At 33.2% G+C, this 18,263-nt stretch carries 19 protein-coding genes and 1 pseudogene; 13 read left to right on the top strand and 7 right to left on the bottom strand.

The features are described 5' to 3' along the window. The first annotated feature begins 51 nt into the window (after positions 1–51). The 5 genes and pseudogenes from AMD00_RS14290 to AMD00_RS14270 form a co-directional block, all read left to right on the top strand. Entirely contained in the window at positions 52–939 is an 888-nt protein-coding gene (locus AMD00_RS14290; RefSeq protein ID WP_053417686.1) for a PhzF family phenazine biosynthesis isomerase, read from the top strand. Positions 940–1,155: 216 nt separating this feature from the next. Further along, complete coding sequence (locus AMD00_RS14285) at positions 1,156–1,833, top strand: YdeI/OmpD-associated family protein (RefSeq protein ID WP_053417685.1); 678 nt, start codon at positions 1,156–1,158, stop codon at positions 1,831–1,833. Between the two features lie 540 nt (positions 1,834–2,373). Beyond that, on the top strand, positions 2,374–3,891 hold the full coding sequence (gene cls, locus AMD00_RS14280) for a cardiolipin synthase (protein WP_053417684.1): 1,518 nt from the start codon (positions 2,374–2,376) through the stop codon (positions 3,889–3,891). A 48-nt stretch (positions 3,892–3,939) separates the two neighbouring features. Further along, the gene (locus AMD00_RS14275) at positions 3,940–4,479 is read left to right on the top strand and encodes a DUF1572 family protein (RefSeq protein ID WP_053417683.1); all 540 of its coding nucleotides are present in this window, start codon (positions 3,940–3,942) and stop codon (positions 4,477–4,479) included. A gap of 63 nt (positions 4,480–4,542) precedes the next feature. After that, positions 4,543–4,740 (top strand): annotated as a pseudogene (locus AMD00_RS14270) (hydroxymethylglutaryl-CoA lyase); the annotation flags it as partial. 345 nt (positions 4,741–5,085) lie between these two features. Here AMD00_RS14270 and AMD00_RS14265 read toward each other — a convergent pair. Next, positions 5,086–5,889 (bottom strand): hypothetical protein, encoded by an 804-nt coding sequence (locus tag AMD00_RS14265; RefSeq protein ID WP_245639524.1) that lies wholly within the window; start codon positions 5,887–5,889, stop codon positions 5,086–5,088. A 383-nt stretch (positions 5,890–6,272) separates the two neighbouring features. Here AMD00_RS14265 and AMD00_RS14260 point away from each other — a divergent pair, with 383 nt between their 5' ends. Continuing rightward, complete coding sequence (locus tag AMD00_RS14260; protein WP_053417680.1) at positions 6,273–7,346, top strand: CotH kinase family protein; 1,074 nt, start codon at positions 6,273–6,275, stop codon at positions 7,344–7,346. 205 nt (positions 7,347–7,551) lie between these two features. Here AMD00_RS14260 and AMD00_RS14255 read toward each other — a convergent pair whose 3' ends face one another. The 4 genes from AMD00_RS14255 to AMD00_RS24175 all read right to left on the bottom strand — a co-directional run bounded on the left by AMD00_RS14255 (position 7,552) and on the right by AMD00_RS24175 (position 11,166). After that, positions 7,552–8,229, bottom strand: a complete 678-nt coding sequence (locus AMD00_RS14255) for a hypothetical protein (RefSeq protein ID WP_053417679.1) — start codon at positions 8,227–8,229, stop codon at positions 7,552–7,554. A 118-nt stretch (positions 8,230–8,347) separates the two neighbouring features. After that, on the bottom strand, positions 8,348–9,871 hold the full coding sequence (locus AMD00_RS14250) for a hypothetical protein (protein ID WP_053417678.1): 1,524 nt from the start codon (positions 9,869–9,871) through the stop codon (positions 8,348–8,350). Between the two features lie 63 nt (positions 9,872–9,934). Further along, entirely contained in the window at positions 9,935–10,447 is a 513-nt protein-coding gene (locus tag AMD00_RS14245) for a hypothetical protein (protein WP_053417677.1), read from the bottom strand. Between the two features lie 590 nt (positions 10,448–11,037). After that, complete coding sequence (locus AMD00_RS24175; RefSeq protein ID WP_281173070.1) at positions 11,038–11,166, bottom strand: hypothetical protein; 129 nt, start codon at positions 11,164–11,166, stop codon at positions 11,038–11,040. A gap of 601 nt (positions 11,167–11,767) precedes the next feature. On the opposite strand from AMD00_RS24175, the gene AMD00_RS14230 reads away from it, so the two are divergent. The 3 genes from AMD00_RS14230 (at position 11,768) to AMD00_RS14220 (ending at position 14,737) form a co-directional block, all read left to right on the top strand. Next, positions 11,768–12,985, top strand: coding sequence for an ATP-grasp domain-containing protein (locus AMD00_RS14230; RefSeq protein WP_053417675.1), 1,218 nt, complete (start codon positions 11,768–11,770; stop codon positions 12,983–12,985). Between the two features lie 16 nt (positions 12,986–13,001). Then, the gene (locus AMD00_RS14225) at positions 13,002–13,442 is read left to right on the top strand and encodes a CotY/CotZ family spore coat protein (RefSeq protein ID WP_053417674.1); all 441 of its coding nucleotides are present in this window, start codon (positions 13,002–13,004) and stop codon (positions 13,440–13,442) included. A 254-nt stretch (positions 13,443–13,696) separates the two neighbouring features. Further along, positions 13,697–14,737 (top strand): YheC/YheD family endospore coat-associated protein, encoded by a 1,041-nt coding sequence (locus AMD00_RS14220; protein ID WP_053417673.1) that lies wholly within the window; start codon positions 13,697–13,699, stop codon positions 14,735–14,737. A 435-nt stretch (positions 14,738–15,172) separates the two neighbouring features. Here AMD00_RS14220 and AMD00_RS14215 read toward each other — a convergent pair whose 3' ends face one another. Then, positions 15,173–15,676, bottom strand: coding sequence for an ImmA/IrrE family metallo-endopeptidase (locus AMD00_RS14215; protein ID WP_053417672.1), 504 nt, complete (start codon positions 15,674–15,676; stop codon positions 15,173–15,175). A 273-nt stretch (positions 15,677–15,949) separates the two neighbouring features. Then, positions 15,950–16,306: a helix-turn-helix domain-containing protein gene (locus tag AMD00_RS14210; RefSeq protein WP_053417671.1), complete on the bottom strand. Its 357-nt coding sequence runs from the start codon at positions 16,304–16,306 to the stop codon at positions 15,950–15,952. Positions 16,307–16,709: 403 nt separating this feature from the next. On the opposite strand from AMD00_RS14210, the gene AMD00_RS14205 reads away from it, so the two are divergent. The 4 genes from AMD00_RS14205 to AMD00_RS14195 all read left to right on the top strand — a co-directional run bounded on the left by AMD00_RS14205 (position 16,710) and on the right by AMD00_RS14195 (position 18,097). Continuing rightward, entirely contained in the window at positions 16,710–16,976 is a 267-nt protein-coding gene (locus AMD00_RS14205; RefSeq protein ID WP_053417670.1) for a hypothetical protein, read from the top strand. Positions 16,977–17,038: 62 nt separating this feature from the next. Continuing rightward, positions 17,039–17,215, top strand: a complete 177-nt coding sequence (locus AMD00_RS23270) for a hypothetical protein (protein WP_157059252.1) — start codon at positions 17,039–17,041, stop codon at positions 17,213–17,215. A gap of 105 nt (positions 17,216–17,320) precedes the next feature. Beyond that, on the top strand, positions 17,321–17,527 hold the full coding sequence (locus AMD00_RS14200; RefSeq protein ID WP_157059251.1) for a hypothetical protein: 207 nt from the start codon (positions 17,321–17,323) through the stop codon (positions 17,525–17,527). 90 nt (positions 17,528–17,617) lie between these two features. After that, positions 17,618–18,097, top strand: a complete 480-nt coding sequence (locus tag AMD00_RS14195; RefSeq protein WP_053417668.1) for an RNA polymerase subunit sigma-70 — start codon at positions 17,618–17,620, stop codon at positions 18,095–18,097. Positions 18,098–18,263: the final 166 nt, after the last annotated feature.

Here is an 18,263-nt window from a genome sequence, read left to right as displayed (position 1 = left end):
AATAGTGATAGGCTAATTGTAAATATACATTATGGATAAAGGGGTGTTCTTATTAAGAGAATAGTTGTTAAACAATATGATGCATTTTCAACTAAACCTGGTAAGGGTAATCCAGCTGGAATCGTGTTAGATGCTGATAATTTAATCGATGAAGAAATGCAAGAAATCGCATCGAAGGTTGGTTTTAATGAATGTGCTTTTCCTATGAAATCCAATGTTGCGGATCTTCGTATTCGGTATTTCACTCCAGGGCATGAAATGGATTTATGTGGCCATGCCACAATGACTACTATTTTTTCTCTTGTTACAGAGAAACATATCGAACCTAAACGTAATTTAACTATTGAAACAAAAGCAGGCATACTATCAATTCAGTTAACTGAAGAACAAAATACATATCATTTGAGAATGGAGCATGCAAAACCGCAATTTAAATCCTTTGATGGATCTGTCAATGATTTAGCCACTTCCATTGGTATTACTATAGAGGATATCCATGCTGAATTTCCAATTGTTTATGGTAATACGGGCATTTGGACGCTATGTATTCCAATTAAAAACATGAATGCCTTTGCAAAAATGAAACCAAAAAATGCAACATTTCCTGCTATATTAAAGGAAATGCCGAATGCATCTTTGCACCCTTTCTCAATGAATGCTTTTTCTGAGGATGCGGATATGCATGCTAGACATTTCTCAGCTCCTATTTCAGGTACTATTCAAGATGCAGTGACAGGGACAGCATCAGGCGTTATGGGTGCTTATGTTGCAAAGTACGTACTTCCTGAGAGAAAAGGGCAGTATGATTTGGTTGTTGAGCAAGGTCAAGAGTTAGGTAAAGACGGTAGAGTAATTGTCCATGTGGATAATAGTGAGGCTATTACAATAGCGATTACAGGAACCGCTGTTTTTGTGAAAGATATTGCAGTATATATTTGAATGTAATTTATGACTTTCGATAACATGGTTGAGTATGATGTCATATATAGCTACTCAGTTTTTGATAACTGAGTAGCCTTATTTAATAGCAAGCGCTAATAATTTTATTGTTTTGTTAGAGTTGTATAATGAAGTTAAAAAGTATTTATAAAAATTTTAAATGCTTTTATTGAATGTGCGTATAATAGCTATGCTGAGCACGATAGGAGAGAAAAGATGGCGGAAGTAAAAACTGTAGTTGAAAAGTTAAAGTTGCAAAAATACGAGAGAAAAGTAGTACTGAATATGCCGGATCATGTAACAGAATTAGATGAGCTAGAGTTTGATAAGAATTTTGAGGCAGAAAATTATGATTTAGTTTTTGCATTTGTTTTTTCTCTAAATGAGTTTACTGCACTGCTTAAGGAGATCGTGGAACAGAATAGAGTTAAGGACAACGGGTATCTTTTTGTAGCTTATCCAAAGAAAAATAATAAAGAATATACAGAATATATTGAGCGAGACACGCTGTTTCCAGCAATTTCTCCAGATGATGACGGCTATGTATTAAATAGTACAATGAAGTTTGCTCGCATGGTTAGCTTTAATGATACATTTACAGTTGTAGGGATAAAAAATGAAGTAAAGAAAGTAAAAAAATCTACTACTAGTAAAGCGAGTCAACGTGTCAGTGATTATGTTAATCGTATTCCAGATATCCAACAGTATTTAAGTAACCAAAAAGAAATACTTGATTTTTATAATGCACTAACACCAGGCTATCAGCGAGATTGGGCACGATTTGTGTATAGTGCAAAACGTATTGAGACACAGGAAAAACGTCTATCAGAAATGGCGGAGATTCTCAGTGAGGGATTCAAAACCATGAATTTATATCGAGCTAATAAGAAATAATAAACCTGCAGTTATTTTTATATATTACTTGCAACACCTTAAAACCATGAAAATAAAACCCTGCCAAATGGTAGGGTTTTTATTGTTCATAATGCTTTTTTGATATTGTGCAGTAAATTGGATGAAGGGTTTTAGCATAAGGGACTGAATTCTTTTTTTGTTCCATACTAGTCCAACTGTTTTTGTTGTTATGCTATTTTTATATGTCGAATATATTTTGTAGATAAGAAATTCGTGTAAAAAGAAATACCTAATCCACTTAGTATTAAACTGGAATTTTTTAGTTGGTTATATCTTGGGTTCAACTCAATATGTGATTGTTTTTTTCTTTTGCTACCATAATAAGACCTTTAAAACTACTTTTTATAAAAGATAATTATTTTAGATTTGGTCGTATACACATTTATGAAGTTGTCAGTGTAAAGATTATTTTAAAAGCTTAAGTTTCTCAAAAAAATAGGAGCTATTTTTTAAAAAATATACATAAGTTATAAGTGTAGATTTCTTTTGTATTAGGGATAGGAAAAGTGGAGGGATATTATGCAGAAGGTTATTCAATTTTTAGCCATTTCAGCAGTCATAATAGGCATCGGATATATATTTTCTATTTGGAATATGAAAATTGCTTACGTAGTTGGCATATTTATTGAGTTATTTGGACTAGCAATTGTCATTAAGCTAATTTTCTTTGATATACGTAATACCTTGTCAAAAGTCGCTTGGATTTCAGTTATATTAGGTCTCCCAGTCATAGGAACAGGTTATTATTTATATTTTGGAAGAGATCCAATAACACGTAAATTTTCGATTTCACAAATAAAAGAAACAGCTAAATTAGTTGAAGTAACACATGCGATACAAAAAAAATATCATTCATCAGATCTGCCCCGTTTATCAAAACGTATTTCAAATTTATCAAAGATTAACCCACTAAAAGGGAATAAGATTGATATTTTAACAAATGGAACTGCAACGTTTTCAGCTATTATGGAGGCTATAAAAAATGCCAAGTGTCATATCCATATGCAGTTCTATATTTATAAAAAAGATGATATTGGTACTGAAATTAGAGATTTATTAGTCCAAAAGGCAAAGGCAGGTGTAGAAGTACGCTTTATGTATGATGCAATAGGTGCGAAATGTTTAAATTCGTCTTTTCTTAAACCATTGTCTGATGCAGGAGCTGAGGTCATAGCATTCGATCCAATATTATCTCTGTGGTTATTACATAAGGCAAATTTTCGAAATCACAGAAAGGTAATAGTTATAGATAGTCAAATCGGTTTCACTGGCGGTTTGAATGTAGGTGATGAATATTTATCTAAGACCAATGCCTTTAAAATTTGGCGTGATACGCATCTTCGTATTGAAGGGTTATCAGTTAGTGAATTACAAGAATCTTTTCTAAATGATTGGATATTTATGAAAAATGAAAAGGGTGCAGCGACTCCTTTTATAAATGAAAAGGGAATAAAAAAATACTTTTCCCCGATTGAAAAAAGAGATGATTGGGCTCAGGTGATATATGGCGGGCCATATGATAAAGAAAATATAATTCGTGATGCCATGCTGAATTTAATCGAATCAGCGCATGAAAATGTATGGATTGCAACTCCTTATTTTATCCCAGATGCTGAAGCTTTAGCAGTGGTAAGGAGGGCAGCAATGAGTGGTATAGATGTACGAATTATTCTTCCAGGAAAAGGCGATATGGGAATTTCTTATCATGGTAGTAATGCCAATATTAAAACTTTACTTGAAGCGGGAGTACGCGTATTTGCTTATGATGAAGAATCATTTTTACATTGTAAAATTATTATTGTAGACGGTGAGAATGCTGCTATTGGAACCGCTAACTTCGACATTCGTAGCTTCCGCCTTAATCATGAACTCATGGTCTTTCTATATGAGGCTAGTGCTGCAATTCATCACTTATTGCATGATTTTAAAATAGATTTTCAAGCGAGCAGAGAACTGACAATGGCAGATATGAAAAATAAAAGCTTCGGGAAACAAATAAAAGAGTCAATAAGTAGTTTATTTTCACCGATTTTATAGATGGAATATATTACCGTATGTTAAGGTTTGTGTAAAGGGGGATTTGAAATGAACATAGGTGAGAATTATTTAAACATAGTAACTAACAGATTTATGGAAATGAAAAAGCTTGGAGATCAAACCTTCCATCAACTGGATGATGAACAACTGTATTGGTCCAAACACGAGGAATCAAATAGTATTGCGGTTATTGTAAAACATGTAGGGGGTAACATGGTTTCTCGGTGGAGTGATTTTTTAAGTACAGATGGCGAAAAACCAACGAGAAATAGAGATTTAGAATTTGATGATTCGTATTTACCTAGGGAAGAGTTAATCCGGATTTGGGAACATGGCTGGCAAATTCTATTTACGACACTCGCCGATTTAACAGAGCAAGATTTACTGAAAAAAGTTAAGATACGCGGGGAAGATCATCTGGTGATGGCAGCTATTGAGCGTCAAATTTCTCATTATTCTTATCATGTTGGGCAAATAGTGTATATCGGTAAGCTTTTAAAAACTTCTGAATGGCAATCGTTAAGTATTCCAAAAGGACAATCAGATCAGTTTAATGAAACAATGTTAGAGAAGCATAAAAAGTGTTGAAGTAAAATGCTAAATTATCATGATATATATGTTAATGCTGAATATATAAATGGGGCTGATTTAGGAGGGTTAGGGGGTTGTCCCTATGCCCCGGGAGCGAGTGGAAATGTAGCAACAGATGATTTGAATCACTTTTTAAATGAGCTGGGTATTTCTACAAATATTGACCAATTAAAATTATTCGAAGCAACGCAATTTATACAAAAGAAATTAAATAAACCAATATCAAGTCATGTCTTTAAAGTAATGGAAAAGGCATAACGACGTCTAAGTTAATTATTCGAGATCAACCATAAAACACCTTTAAGTTGAAAAGGGATTTTATAAATTTAAACTCGAAGTTGTTTTTTTCTGAATAACTTAGCATATTTTAAGCTTAAATCGTTTGGGGATAATTCAAAATGAAAATTCCTCAAACATGCTAACTAAATATATATATATGCTGTTAAGAGTCTTATTGGTAGGAGCAGTTATAGCAATATGTTAATAATTTGCCGTATTGAAGCTAACAAATAGGTAAGAAATTAATTGAGTCAATGTAAATAACTTCGGCATATTGCCGAAGTTATTAAATAGTTACGTACAGTAAGTTCTATTATGCGTGTTTTAATTAATATGACTTTTCATTGTGGCTGTTGGAGTCATTACTGCTCCGAGAGCTCTATCTAAAGCGATTACGTTTACAACCACAAGAACCTCAGCTGCCTTGAGAACCTTTACTACCGCGAGACCCCCTGCTACCGTGAGACCCTCTGCTACCGCGAGACCCCCTGCTACCGTGAGACCCTCTGCTACCGTGAGAACCACTACTACCGCGAGAGCCTCTGCTGCCGCGAGAGCCTCTGTTGCCGCGAGACCCCCTGCTACCGTGAGACCCTCTGCTGCCGCGAGAGCCTCTGTTGCCGCGCGAGCCTCTGCTGCCTTGAGAACCTTTACTACCGCGCGAGCCTCTGCTGCCGCGCGAGCCTCTACTACCGCGAGACCCCCTACTACCGCGAGACCCTCTGCTGCCGCGCGAGCCCCTACTACCGCGAGAGCCTCTGCTGCCGCGAGAGCCTCTACTACCGCGAGAGCCTCTGCTGCCGCGCGAGCCCCTACTACCGCGAGACCCTCTACTACCACGAGAGCCTCTGCTACCGCGAGACCCTTTACTACCACGAGAGCCTCTGCTACCGCGAGACCCTTTACTACCACGAGAGCCTCTGCTACCGCGCGAGCCTCTACTGCCGCGCGAGCCTCTACTACCACGAGAGCCTCTACTACCACGAGAGCCTCTACTGCTGCGCGAGCCTCTACTACCACGAGAGCCTCTGCTACCGCGAGACCCTCTACTACCACGAGAGCCTCTACTACCACGAGAGCCTCTACTGCTGCGCGAGCCTCTACTACCACGAGAGCCTCTACTACCACGAGAGCCTATGCTGCCGCGAGAGCCCCTACTACCGCGAGAGCCTCTGCTACCGCGAGACCCTTTACTACCACGAGAGCCTCTGCTACCGCGAGACCCTTTATGACATTTAGATTTAAGGTTTATGATTGAATCAAATTCTTCAGGTTCATCTGTTGGGTTATTCGACATATAGTGTAATACACCATTTGATTCTGCAATTAATGCAAGTGCTTTTACATCAAGTCCGAGTGTTTTCACCTTTATCCCTCCTTTGATTTGACATCCCTACATTTTATGCAAAGGAGAGTTAGAAGGAATAGGGAAAATGATTGCTGAAAAATAAAATACTTTCTTATTTTAATACTACAAATCAAGATTTGTATAAATGGAGGAGGTTAATAAAATGGAAAAATATTATATTGAAATGCCCGAAAATGAACTTTTAAGAATACAAAATAATATTTGGGAACATGATTATGTCGATGCAAAACTAAAAACAGCCAAACAGAAACTCTCAATAAAAATAGCTTTACGAGGGAATCAATTACGAAAACATAAAAAAAAATCCTATCATATTATTTTTGATAAACCTTATTTTATGGATGGACAGCATGAAATTCATTTAAATGCTGAATATAACGATCCTTCTTTAATGAGAAATAAGCTATCATTTGATTTTTTTGAAAGTATTGGTGTTCTTGCACCTCAATCTGTTCATATTCTCCTTTATATTAATGATGTTTGCCATGGGGTTTATTTACAGCTGGAGTCATTTGACCAGTATTTTTTGGGGAATAGAAAATTACCGGATGGAACCATTTATTATGCAACGAATGACGATGCTAATTTTTCATTGTATACACCTGACCATAAGTTAAAATTAACATTAGAAGATGGCTATACAAAGAAGTACGACTACCAGAATGATAGCTCACTTAAAAGACTACTTATTGCAATTAATACTTTTCCAAAAGAAAAATTCGATGAAGAAATAAGTACCATTTTAGATGTTCCAAAGTATTTAAAGTGGCTTATAGGTGTCGTTTGTACTCAAAATTTTGATGGATTTATTCACAATTATGCACTTTATCATAATAGTAAAAGCGAGTTAATTGAGATAACACCATGGGATTATGATGGAACGTGGGGGAGAGACTTGCATGGTAGACCTCTTGAACATAATTACATTCCAATAGAGGGGTATAATACATTGACAGCCAGATTACTAGATTGCGGTAAATTTAGACTTATGTACGGAGAGTTTCTCCAAGAGGTTTTGCAAACACAATTCACCGAGCAATATCAGAAACCACTTATTGAAAAGCTATATAATTCTATACGACCATATATCCATAAGGATCCTAATATGAAAGATAATGCAGCAACCTTTGATGATGAACCACAGTATATATTGCGGTTTATTCAAGCGAGAAATATGTATATGGAAAGTAAGCTAAACGGTCTAATAAATAAGTAAGAGGTATTTCTATTTTTACTTAATTTGATGGTCTATAGATTTCTTAGATAAAGTTACATTATTAATATAAGTACCCTATAAAACATAGAATCAATTTTGTAGATATTCTATGTTTTATAGGGTATATTTAAAATTTGGAATGATTTCTATATTGTAGAAATCAAATGACATGCAGTAAAAAATTTCCTCTTTGAATTCGAATGATTTAAACTCTGTGTATAGTTTTAATATGAAGAAGGTTAAGGAAAGTAGAAACATTTCTTGCTGTTTCAATCTCAACGATTAACCCATTAATATTTTTTATTTTTCCTGTATGGTGGAGTTTTTCACTAAGATTAAACACCACAAGTTCATTTTGCATTTTCTCAACTTGCTCTTTTAGTGAATTTAATAAAGGTTCATTATATGGCTGAATTGCAAATTCATGCTCGGATAATCCGTAAGGTCTTTTATTATTATTGTAGGGGATTAGCCATTTCAAATGTTTTGTTGCGATATTCAGTGTTTTATAGACTGGAGAATGGAAAATAAAATAATCATTCATGATATGTGAGATATACCCAGTAAGTGGTTGGTTATTTGTTACATAAATTTCGACAAACATTCCTCGTGCTTGTGTAAGAACATTTGTTAGAGTCAAATCATTTTTGTTTTCATTTGATATTATTCTAGATGATTCTAAAGGTTCTGAAATCTCATCTTTATTATCTTTATCAATAGCTAAATTTAAAATATGATCAAAGGGAATATAAATATAATCAGTTCCATTAAATAGAACAATCAAGTCATTACCTAATTCAACGATATTACCGATATGATGCTTTTTCCCTGATAAATCCAATCTCACAATTTCGTTATCAAAGTTTTGAACTGTATTATTCAAGTTTACCCTCCTATTTAATTAAATAGCAGTTTAGTTCAATACCTTTATTAAATGATAGAAATGATTAATAAAATTTTGTTTTAATCAATAAAAAAGGAAAGAAACATTCTCATTATTTTTAATATCTCAATCGTTCATCTCTTAATTGGCGATACATTTTTTCAGCATGCTTCATTAAAGCAAAGTATTGCTTTTTTAACATGATTTTTTCTTCTTTTAAACTCAGTTGTCTAATAAGTGAATGAGCAAGTTTTGTATTACCTGAACTTAGTTTAAAAATCGTACCATCTAAATTCTCGTTAATCGCTATTTTTCTAGCATATTTCATTAAAGCAAAGTACTGTTTTTCTAGTATTATCTTTTCTTCTTTGGAATTAATTTTTTTTGAAGTTAGTTGAGTAAGTTTTTCATTAGCGGAATCAAGCTTTTCGACTAAGTTTTCTAAATCACTTTTAATTGGAGGTAGCTCATTACTAATTGATTTTTCTTCATTCAAAGGAATGTGTTCCGTCTCTTTTGAATGTTGATTACTAAAAATGGTATTGAAAGTAATGGGTACTCTTTTTTTGTTCGTTTGTAAAACTTTCTGATTGCTTCCTTCATCATCAGAATACAACAAAGGAGTTTGATCTAAATCGAAAGAGGAATCACCCTCGGACTGCAATAAAGGAGTTTGATTTAAATCGAAAGAAGAATCACCCTCGGACTGCAATAAAGAAGTTTGATCTAAAACGATAGAGGAATCACCCTCGGACTGCAACAAACGTGTTTGACCTAAATCGAAAGAAGAATCAGCCTCAGAATGCAACAAAGCAGTTTGATCTAAATCGAAAGAAGAATCAGCCTCAGAATGCAACAAAGCAGTTTGATCTAAATCGAAAGAGGAATTAACCTCAGAATGCAATAAAGGGAGTTGATCTAAATCGAAAGAAGAATCAACCTCAGAGTGCAGTAAAGGAGGTTGATCTAAATCGATAGATAATGCTGAATCTAGTTTTAATAAAAAATGTTTGTTCGGGAATATAGACTTAGGCTCATCTATAAAATCAACCTTTGTACTCGACTGTGGATTATCCATTTGAAAATTATCCACATCTGTCTTTTTACTGAGTGACTGTACGATAGCTTCGTCTTCAAGAGCATATTCTTGTACTTCTTCTATAGTGGATACCGATGTTTCATCTTTGGATTGAATAGGGGGGATTTGAGCAACTTCTTCAATTTTATAATTACCTTTATAAATATTTGATATAAATGAATTCTGAATATATAATTGTTCGCCATTGCGTATTAAAATGATGTGGTCATCGGCAATTTTACTTAGTAATCCGACAAATAATTGGTTACTCAAACTATTGATAGTTACCCAGCTGTATTTTAAATCTTTTAATACATCAGTCAAATGATCCCTGTCAAGATAAGGGAGTTTTTGAGAAGATATACGAATGTCTGTAGCGTTTTTTGAAAGTGCATGGATTTGGTGAAGTGAAAAATAATGTACAATGTCATTCACATCAACAACAAGGTGGTCTTGTTTAACTTCAAGTAAGGTACCTTTTACAAATTGGTTGCAGTTTAGATAAAAACCAATCTTTGCACCTTTAAGCCCCCCTATTGATTGCCCAAAGCTCTTCTCTTTCAAATAGGGGTCTCCTTTCATGAATTATTTTTTCTACCGAATAAAAAAGGTAAACCGCTTATGCTATTATTCATTTTCTTTGGAAGAACTTTCTGAACGAGCCTCTTTTTTCTTTGCCGAAGAATCGCCTTCTTTTTCTTCTCCTTTTACTTTTTCAACTTTAGCGCCATAGCTTAAACTGCGAATATGGAACATTGAAAGTCTGATGACTTCTTCGTTTGCAATGATGATTACATAATCTGTGCCCACTTCATCAAGCACACCCTCAAGCATTTCCGGTCCTCCACGATTAACTTTGATCCAGGAATATTTTAAGCTATTTAGAATACTTGAAAAGTCCCCTCCTGTTATATACTCAAAGTTTTCCGGAATCTCGAGTGCGAACTTTAAGCCCTCTTTTGCATCAATTGTTATGCTTTTAACGTGCTGTGTTCTGTAATAGGTAACGCCGTCTGCTTCAGTAAGTAATGCAAAATAATCATCTTCTGCAGCTAGTAAAAAACCAATACGAGATTCAGGACCCCCACGATCGACCTTAATGACCTTATGCAATAAAGAAAGCATAATCTCTTTATTCATCCACTTTTGCCCCCTGTTTTCATTGTCTTGCTATCTATATGTACCACTAAGTAACGAAGTACAGTCATAAGCCCAATCTTTAGAAAAATGTCTTAATTTTTTATATCTATAATTCCTTTCTCTAAAATTTGTTAAATCCAGTTTCTTTTATATCTATATATAATGATTTGCCAGAAAAAGTGTTAAAACTATAATGGTAATTTGTTTACGGTTGTTAAATAGAAGACTTAATAAAGGAATGAAATTAAGTACAAATAAGAGGAGTAGTAGGTAGAAAATAAAAAAAGCCCCCCAGCAATACGGAGACTGACCCCTGTATTTCTTGACGTATGAGTGCAGTAATTTTTCGAAACCATATCGAAATTTATGTACTCGACAGAGCTCACCAATACGTCGCTCGATTGCTTGGCAAGATCCTGCATCAGTAGATGGTTGTTTACAACAATAATAGGTAGATCGTGTAACCCCTAAGTGTGTACATATATCTTTCACACTCATTATTTCTTTTAATGTCTCCACTAACTGTACAACTACTTCTCCAACCACTTCCTCTCCAATTCCTAATACTTTTTTAAGACCTCAATCTGTTGTTATAAATAACGGTTTTCCACTTCTAATTTTGCTTGTTCATTCTCATATTCAGGATCTTTATCAAAGGTATATTCTTTAACTACAGGTTGTTCAAATCGATGTATTTCTCCGTTTTTATACCAACGCATCCATGTTTCCACTTGTGTTTTATGACGTATATTTAATTCAATTAAGATTTGTTTTACTGGTATACCAGTAAAACAAATCTTAACTTGTTCCCCCCAAAAAACACCTCCTAATTGAATTTTAGGTAAACCGTTGTTCCGACGGTATTCACACTAGATTTGGCACCTGGAGAAATTGAGATGAAACGTTGCTACATCATATTTATAATGGTAGCTTAGTATCAAAATGTGGTGTTGACTACACCCATGAAAGCTCCACCCAGTAAGTACCTATAGATTTTTTATCTGAGAAAAGTAAGAGGGTACAATTATTAATTAATAAGCTTATTAATTGAAGTTGGATGAATAACAAAAATGAAGATTCCACTTTAAAAGAGTGAGGATGTTATATAAATCCTTTTTCTTATTTACGCCTGAAAAAGTATTTAGTTATTAGAGTAGATTTAGATAGTTTCTTGCCCATTTAGCTCTGTAAAAGTAGAGCTTCAATTATATATTATTTATTCATAGTTGATTTGACCTAAAAAATCAAGTTGCCTTTGAATAAACTAATTTACAGACTAAAATGCCAATAAAGACACTAGAAAGGTTGTTAAGCAAATTTATGAAAACGATTATTTTTATAGGCAGTAATAAATCCGGTTCAAGTAGAGAGGCAATAAAGGCTGCTGAAAGGCTAGGATTTTTTACTATATTATTAACCGATAGGAAAAAGTTTCTTGAAAACAGACTTGATTTCCCCGAAGTTCACCAAATGGTTCTGACTGAATTGAGTAATCATATTTTGTTAAAAGAAGATATAAGAGCAATACAAGCACAAGGAAAAAAAATAGAAGCTATATTGAGTTTTATTGATCCTTATGTCCATGTAGCTGCAAAGTTGTCAAAAGAATTTGATTTAACTGCAGTGACCCCTGAACCTTTTGAGAAAATGGAAGATAAGCTTTCAACACGTGAACTTTTAAAAGATCTTCCGGTATCCCCCTATTTTGCGAAGTTTGAAAAAGATGATTCCTTAGAAGATTTTATTGATAATCAAAAAGGCTTATTTCCTCTCATTGTAAAAACCCCCGTTTCAACTGGTTCTAAAGATGTGTTATTTGCCAAAGATGACAAGCAATTAGAACAATCCATTAATGCTTTATTAAAGAAAGGGAACAGAGAGTTATTAATTGAGGAATATTTAGAGGGTCCTCAATATTTGATTGAAGCTTGTGTGTACAAAGGAAAAGTTCATATTATTGCAGTCCTTGAACAAGAAATAACATTTTTCGACCGTTTTATTGTTACTGGTTATTGTTTGTTGGGAGATATGGACATATCCCTTTACAATAAAATCTATGAAACCGTTTGTATGGTACTGGAACGGTTTAATTTGAATAATGGATCTTGCCATTTAGAAATGCGATTAATTGGTAATGAATGGAAACTGATTGAAATAAACCCTCGGATATCAGGGGGAGCAATGAATCGAATAATTGAAACGGCCTATGGAATTAATTTAGTTGAAGAAACCATAAAGATTTTTTTAGGACAAGAGCCTAATTTAGAAAAAAAATACAAAAGATTTGTATTTGCACAATATTTAACAAGTGAATCTACAGGTACTTTAATAAAGGTGACAGGAAAAAATCGCTGTTCTCGGAAAGACGGGGTGGAGGAAGTATTTATTAAGCCTAAAAAAGGAAAGGTATTACATCCACCTTTATCTATGGGCGATCGCTATGGATATGTGTTGGCTTCTTCAGAAAATAAAGAAGAAGCAATCAGGATTGCTAAGGAAGCTGCAAAGGAAATCCGTTTTTATATTGAACCTATCTAATTGGAGTGGATAAAAAATGATAGATGGCCGACATGAAAAAAAAGAAGAAGAAGAGTCCGTTTGTAATCTGAAACCTACTTTGGAAAAGATTTATGAAGCTCAGAACAAAGCAAAATTACCAATCTTTCGAGGTATACTTCAGGAAACCATCCCATTTATTCTATATTCCGCAGCAACTGCTGAACCTTATTTTACCTTTGGTACTACCACAACCTCACAATCCCTATTTAGAACTTGTTTTTTCCGTATTGAGGATTTAATTGACTCGAATGTCTCCCTATCATTATTACGTCCATTTGATATAGAAGGAAATTGTTTAGACACCATACACATTCCTTATCGATTAGAAAAAACGAATATTAAAGTGATTGTATCCATACATGAATTTTCCGGTATTCAGTGTATCAGCCCTAAATTAATAGATCGTCAAAGTATAATTGTTGAACAAAAGTGCTAGGAACAAAAGACGAAATAGCATTTTCGAATCTTTGATCCATCGGTCTTACTAAGCATCTTTAGATATTTAACAAACTTGATTGGAATTTGGAATGCATGCTGTTGGGTTTATTTTGTATGTATCTTTGTAATTGTACAGAAAAATCATAAATTAATAATATAGGATATAGGTGTTCATAAAAAGAGGAATACTGGATAATCTTTTCTAATAATTTTCTTAGAATGGTATCTTTTATTAAGGAGAGATGGAGAAATATGATCTTAATTGGAATGCTGCATCATAGAGCAGAACCTGAGAAAGTAAAGAAGGCCTATGCCTATTCTGTTGTGGCTAAAGCTGAAGGTGTGGAATTTTTTTACTTCACACCTGGTAAAGTTGATATTGAAAACCAAAAAATTATCGGTAAGTATTATGAAAATGGTGTGTGGATTGACAAGGAATATCCGTTTCCAGATGTCATTTATAATGCAAGTTATCCCGTAGGTGAAAAAGCAGAGCGAACCTTCGACTATTTATCTGAGAGGATTCCATTTACTAGTCATTCAATCGGAGATAAATTGAGTGTCCATAAAAGGATTAAGGAAGGTGAGGATTTTAAACAATACCTGATTCCAACACTCGAACTAACTAATGTCAAAGATTTACTGGACATGATTATTCTATATCCAAAAGTCATTATGAAACCCATTTCTGGCCACCAAGGTGAGAGCATCTTTTTCATTGAAAAAGAAGATGATAAATTCAAAATTAATGACTCAGGCAAAATCTCAATTTATACGAAAGAAGAGTTATTAGACTTTGCGTTACTTAAAATTCAGGAACAAGAATATATAGTTCAAAGGTTTATTTCATGTCAGATAAAATCAGGCCATGTATTCGATTTCCGTTTGCATGTACAAAAAAATGGAGAAGGAAAATGGGTCATAACATCAATATATCCCCGTATAGGACCTTTGGGCAGTATTACATCTAATTTAGGTAGTGGGGGTTATACTGCTTATCTTGATCATTTTTTACAAAAAGAGTTTAATGATGACTGGTTTAATGTCAAAAGATCACTTGAGCATTTTTCATTAAGCTTTTCTAACCATTTTGATTCATTATACGATGATTTCCCACTCGATGAATTAGGAATCGACGTTGGAATCGATGAAAACCAAAGATTGTGGTTATTTGAAGTAAATTGGCGGCCTGGAATCCCAATAATATTTAATGGTGAATTTGACGTAGCAAGAAACACGATTCATTACGCCAAATATTTAGCCCTTAATAACAAGAACTTGCCTTCGAATTGAGGGTTTAGAGAACTGTGACTGCCTTTACTATTTGAGAAGGCAGTTTTTTTTTAAGAAATTTTGTCTGGACTCATACAACATTGAGTTAATAAATTTGTTATTGAACTAGAGGAGGCTTTACTGGAAGATCAAGGAGCTACGACTTAATCGTTTTTAGGAAATGGTGGATGTTTTTAGACTAACCTGTTTAACTAACCTGGTTTTAATGTTCTTAAATTGAATATGTTCAAATTGCATGTACATGATCCATTCACGTATAGTTTCAGTCTAAAATTAAAGAAAACCCTGTCACAATCAACATTAATAAACGTTGATGTAACAAGGTTTTATCTACACCTATGATTCCTACTGGGCTCGAACCAGCGACCTCCACCTTATGGATTGGACTCGTTATAAGTCAATTAAGTAGGAAAATAAAAGAAACAGATAATTCATTTATTTGTAGCTTTTATAAAGAGTGTTAGGAATATCAAAATACTTCATAAAGTATCCTTCTAATCTTTTTTTTGCAAAATCTCCTTCAACATTAAAAATATCTTGAATAAGAAGAACCGCTTTGTGAAAGTCATTTGGTAATTTAATTTGTTGAAGCATAAAAGTAGGAATAGCAGTATGTAAAGAAAAGTTGTTTGCTTTGTATTCTTGATATTCACGAAATAAAGGTGGGAGATTCATTTGATCACCGTTATGAAAAAGCACATGGCATAATTCATGACAAAAGTCCTGCCAATGTCGCTGAGTTGATAATTGATTATTTAAAAATATATATCCTGTTTGACTAAAGAACAGTGATTGACTAGGATTCGGCCAATAAAAAACTTTGATATGCAATTCTCTGGAAATTTGTAGCATGTTTAGGTCAATTGGTTGTAGAATATTTAATTTTTCATAGAAAATTCTAACATATTCTTCAAGATGACTGTAGTAATATGTGTTCATAACTCTCTCCTTTTTCAAAAACAGAACATGTGTTCTTTTTAGTATAAAATAAAATGTAACAGATTGGAAGTGGTTTTTTTAAAATCTGCTCCAGAAGGCAAATCAATTTATGGATGAGGGGATATTTATATTTAAAGGGTGTAAAAATTTCGATGTTGAATGCTGCATAAGTACCTGTTGAGATTGAATAAGAATTGCTTAGATGGTTTGCAAATGATATATAGAAGAAAAAGGCTCCAGATTTTACTGAAGCCTAAGTGAATAATTTATAGTTTATTTATTTCTTTTTATTGTTTCCCACATTTCTCTCAAAAGTCGTAAATCTTCTTCTTTAGACTTTGGAAGTTCTTTGTACCATTTTTGTAAGTCTGGACTATTTGCAAATGCTTGAAACTCTTCATCATTCTTATCATAAGGCATTAAAGTCTGAATATTAGACTTACCAAGAAGGTAATCAGAACTACATTCTAGAACATTTGACAATTTTAATAGTTCATCATCTTTTATAGGGCGATTTTCAGATTCAATCCGATTCATCACACTTGCATTTATCCCTATCCTGTTAGCCAAATCTCGTTGATTCCACCCTTTTTTTTCACGCAATACGATAATTCTTTTTCCTATACTCATAAAATCCCCCCTTCAAAATATATTATTTTAAATTCTATATATCTGGATTCTAACATGTGTCTACTTTAACAAATAATAATACTATAAATAAAATTAATCCTTGTATTTCTAAAATAGCAATGATATAGTCTTTTTAATTGCTAAAACAGAAATTATGTGTGGGTAGAATTAAAGTAGTTTTGAGTTTTCCCTTTTCTAATAATAAATTGAATTATATTTATAATTTTATCTACATTATTGCTAAAATAGCAATAATTTTTAAATGGGAAAAGGAGGGGTTTTATATAAAATTGTCTTATCTATAGTCTAAGGAGCCATATCGGTAGCAAATGTTATTTTTTTATTATTGTCTAAGAATTTTTTTGTCATAACCACAAATCTTATTATTGAAAGGAAATAATAAATGATATCTGCTTTAGTGAGAGATGAAGATTTTAGAAATGCATGTAATGAACAAAAGAATATAGACGAAATACTTTTAGAATTAATTAATCATACTAAGCAGGGTAATTATGCAGCTGCTGAGCTTTGCGCAGAAGAAATAATTGAATCTATAAGAGTGATTCGTGAAATGCAAAGTATAAAACGAGAACATGACAAGTTGGTTAAGTTAGTTGAGAACTTGACCAAACAGGGTATTGAAATAGAATTAATTAAAAAATATGGATAAAGTATCATAAGCAAAATAATAATTGTATTAGTAAATATCTTTAGAAATGGAGAGGTTACAAAATGATTAAAACACAATCAATTTACTCAACTATTGATACAAAATTAAGTGAAAAAATTAATGAATGGCTAACTATGAATTTAAATATTGAAGTTATTGATATTAAGTATTCTGCAGTAATGGATGAAAAATATGATTTATATGAATCAGCACTAATTATTTACAATATGCTTGAGTAATGAATATATGGGTATAACTATTTTATGAGACATGTTAAGTACCTACATAATTATCGTAATATTGATACTGAATAATGTTAAATTTATAAACTCTTAGGGGATAGAATGTTGAATATAGAAACGAAGAAAATAGAAGTAGATACAAAGACTTTAACTGCTAAAATAGATGCAAGGGAAAATAAACTGATATATATTGTAGAGGACGGTAAAGTTGAAGCAATGCCTTTACCAGAATATGGTGTTTTAGAGATTCCGTGCCAAAATTATAAAATTGGAAACCCAGCATATAAAATTACATTAAAAAGAAAATAATTGCTTAGTCGAAAAAATCGAGAGCATCAGATAAACGTGTAAAAGCGTTTGTTTGGTGCTCTTTTACATTTAAATTGAGGTGGTTATTAAATGAATTGGGCTCATGATTTGTTGATTGAATATTCAAAAGGTAAAAAAGAATTACAACGTATGAAAGTTCAACTAAAGAAAGATGACCGTGAAGTTGAAAAACAAATAAATAGCATGATTGATAGTATGACTTTTGCAATAAATTGGATGGAAACAGGTAGGGACCCTGATTCACATCGTGGTATTGATAAAAAATCCATTTATCATAAGCAATTTTTTGAGAGCATCGATGTTATTCCAGATATCACAGATCAGCTATATGATATAGATTCAAAACAGTTGTATATGACTAGTGAAGAAAAAAGCATACTTGCGGATATATTTACTTCTTGGTCATTAAAAGAACGTCATTGTTATATTGAGCATGTTGTTAATAATAAAAGTTTACAAACTATCGCTAATGATTTGAATATAGGGAAAAGTACAGTTCAAAAGTATATTGAGCGGGCCAAGAATAAAGTGAATAATAAGGTTTTATAAACAGATATTGTCGTACATTGTCGTACGTAGTTCATATATGTGAGGAGGTATTTTTAAGGAAGCTAAGTTTTCGTTTCAAGAATCTCTTTATTAGCTAAACATTTTCAAATTAGTAATAAGTAATATTTCAGCATTTAAAAAGGTAAATGTTGAAAACTGTAAGGTG

Source organism: Viridibacillus arvi, from assembly GCF_001274945.1.
Lineage (GTDB): Bacteria > Bacillota > Bacilli > Bacillales_A > Planococcaceae > Viridibacillus > Viridibacillus arvi.
This window is presented reverse-complemented; position numbering and strand designations above follow the sequence as displayed.

Bases quoted from the DNA above. Each gene is read 5' to 3' on its own strand.
- AMD00_RS14285 (WP_053417685.1), top strand. From the start codon at position 1,156: ATGGCGGAAGTAAAAACTGTAGTTGAAAAGTTAAAGTTGCAAAAATAC.
- cls (WP_053417684.1), top strand. From the start codon at position 2,374: ATGCAGAAGGTTATTCAATTTTTAGCCATTTCAGCAGTCATAATAGGC.
- AMD00_RS14275 (WP_053417683.1), top strand. From the start codon at position 3,940: ATGAACATAGGTGAGAATTATTTAAACATAGTAACTAACAGATTTATG.
- AMD00_RS14260 (WP_053417680.1), top strand. From the start codon at position 6,273: ATGGAAAAATATTATATTGAAATGCCCGAAAATGAACTTTTAAGAATA.
- AMD00_RS14245 (WP_053417677.1), bottom strand. From the start codon at position 10,447: ATGAATAAAGAGATTATGCTTTCTTTATTGCATAAGGTCATTAAGGTC.
- AMD00_RS24175 (WP_281173070.1), bottom strand. From the start codon at position 11,166: ATGCGTTGGTATAAAAACGGAGAAATACATCGATTTGAACAACCTGTA.
- AMD00_RS14230 (WP_053417675.1), top strand. From the start codon at position 11,768: ATGAAAACGATTATTTTTATAGGCAGTAATAAATCCGGTTCAAGTAGA.
- AMD00_RS14225 (WP_053417674.1), top strand. From the start codon at position 13,002: ATGATAGATGGCCGACATGAAAAAAAAGAAGAAGAAGAGTCCGTTTGT.
- AMD00_RS14220 (WP_053417673.1), top strand. From the start codon at position 13,697: ATGATCTTAATTGGAATGCTGCATCATAGAGCAGAACCTGAGAAAGTA.
- AMD00_RS14215 (WP_053417672.1), bottom strand. From the start codon at position 15,676: ATGAACACATATTACTACAGTCATCTTGAAGAATATGTTAGAATTTTC.
- AMD00_RS14210 (WP_053417671.1), bottom strand. From the start codon at position 16,306: ATGAGTATAGGAAAAAGAATTATCGTATTGCGTGAAAAAAAAGGGTGG.
- AMD00_RS14205 (WP_053417670.1), top strand. From the start codon at position 16,710: ATGATATCTGCTTTAGTGAGAGATGAAGATTTTAGAAATGCATGTAAT.
- AMD00_RS23270 (WP_157059252.1), top strand. From the start codon at position 17,039: ATGATTAAAACACAATCAATTTACTCAACTATTGATACAAAATTAAGT.
- AMD00_RS14200 (WP_157059251.1), top strand. From the start codon at position 17,321: ATGTTGAATATAGAAACGAAGAAAATAGAAGTAGATACAAAGACTTTA.
- AMD00_RS14195 (WP_053417668.1), top strand. From the start codon at position 17,618: ATGAATTGGGCTCATGATTTGTTGATTGAATATTCAAAAGGTAAAAAA.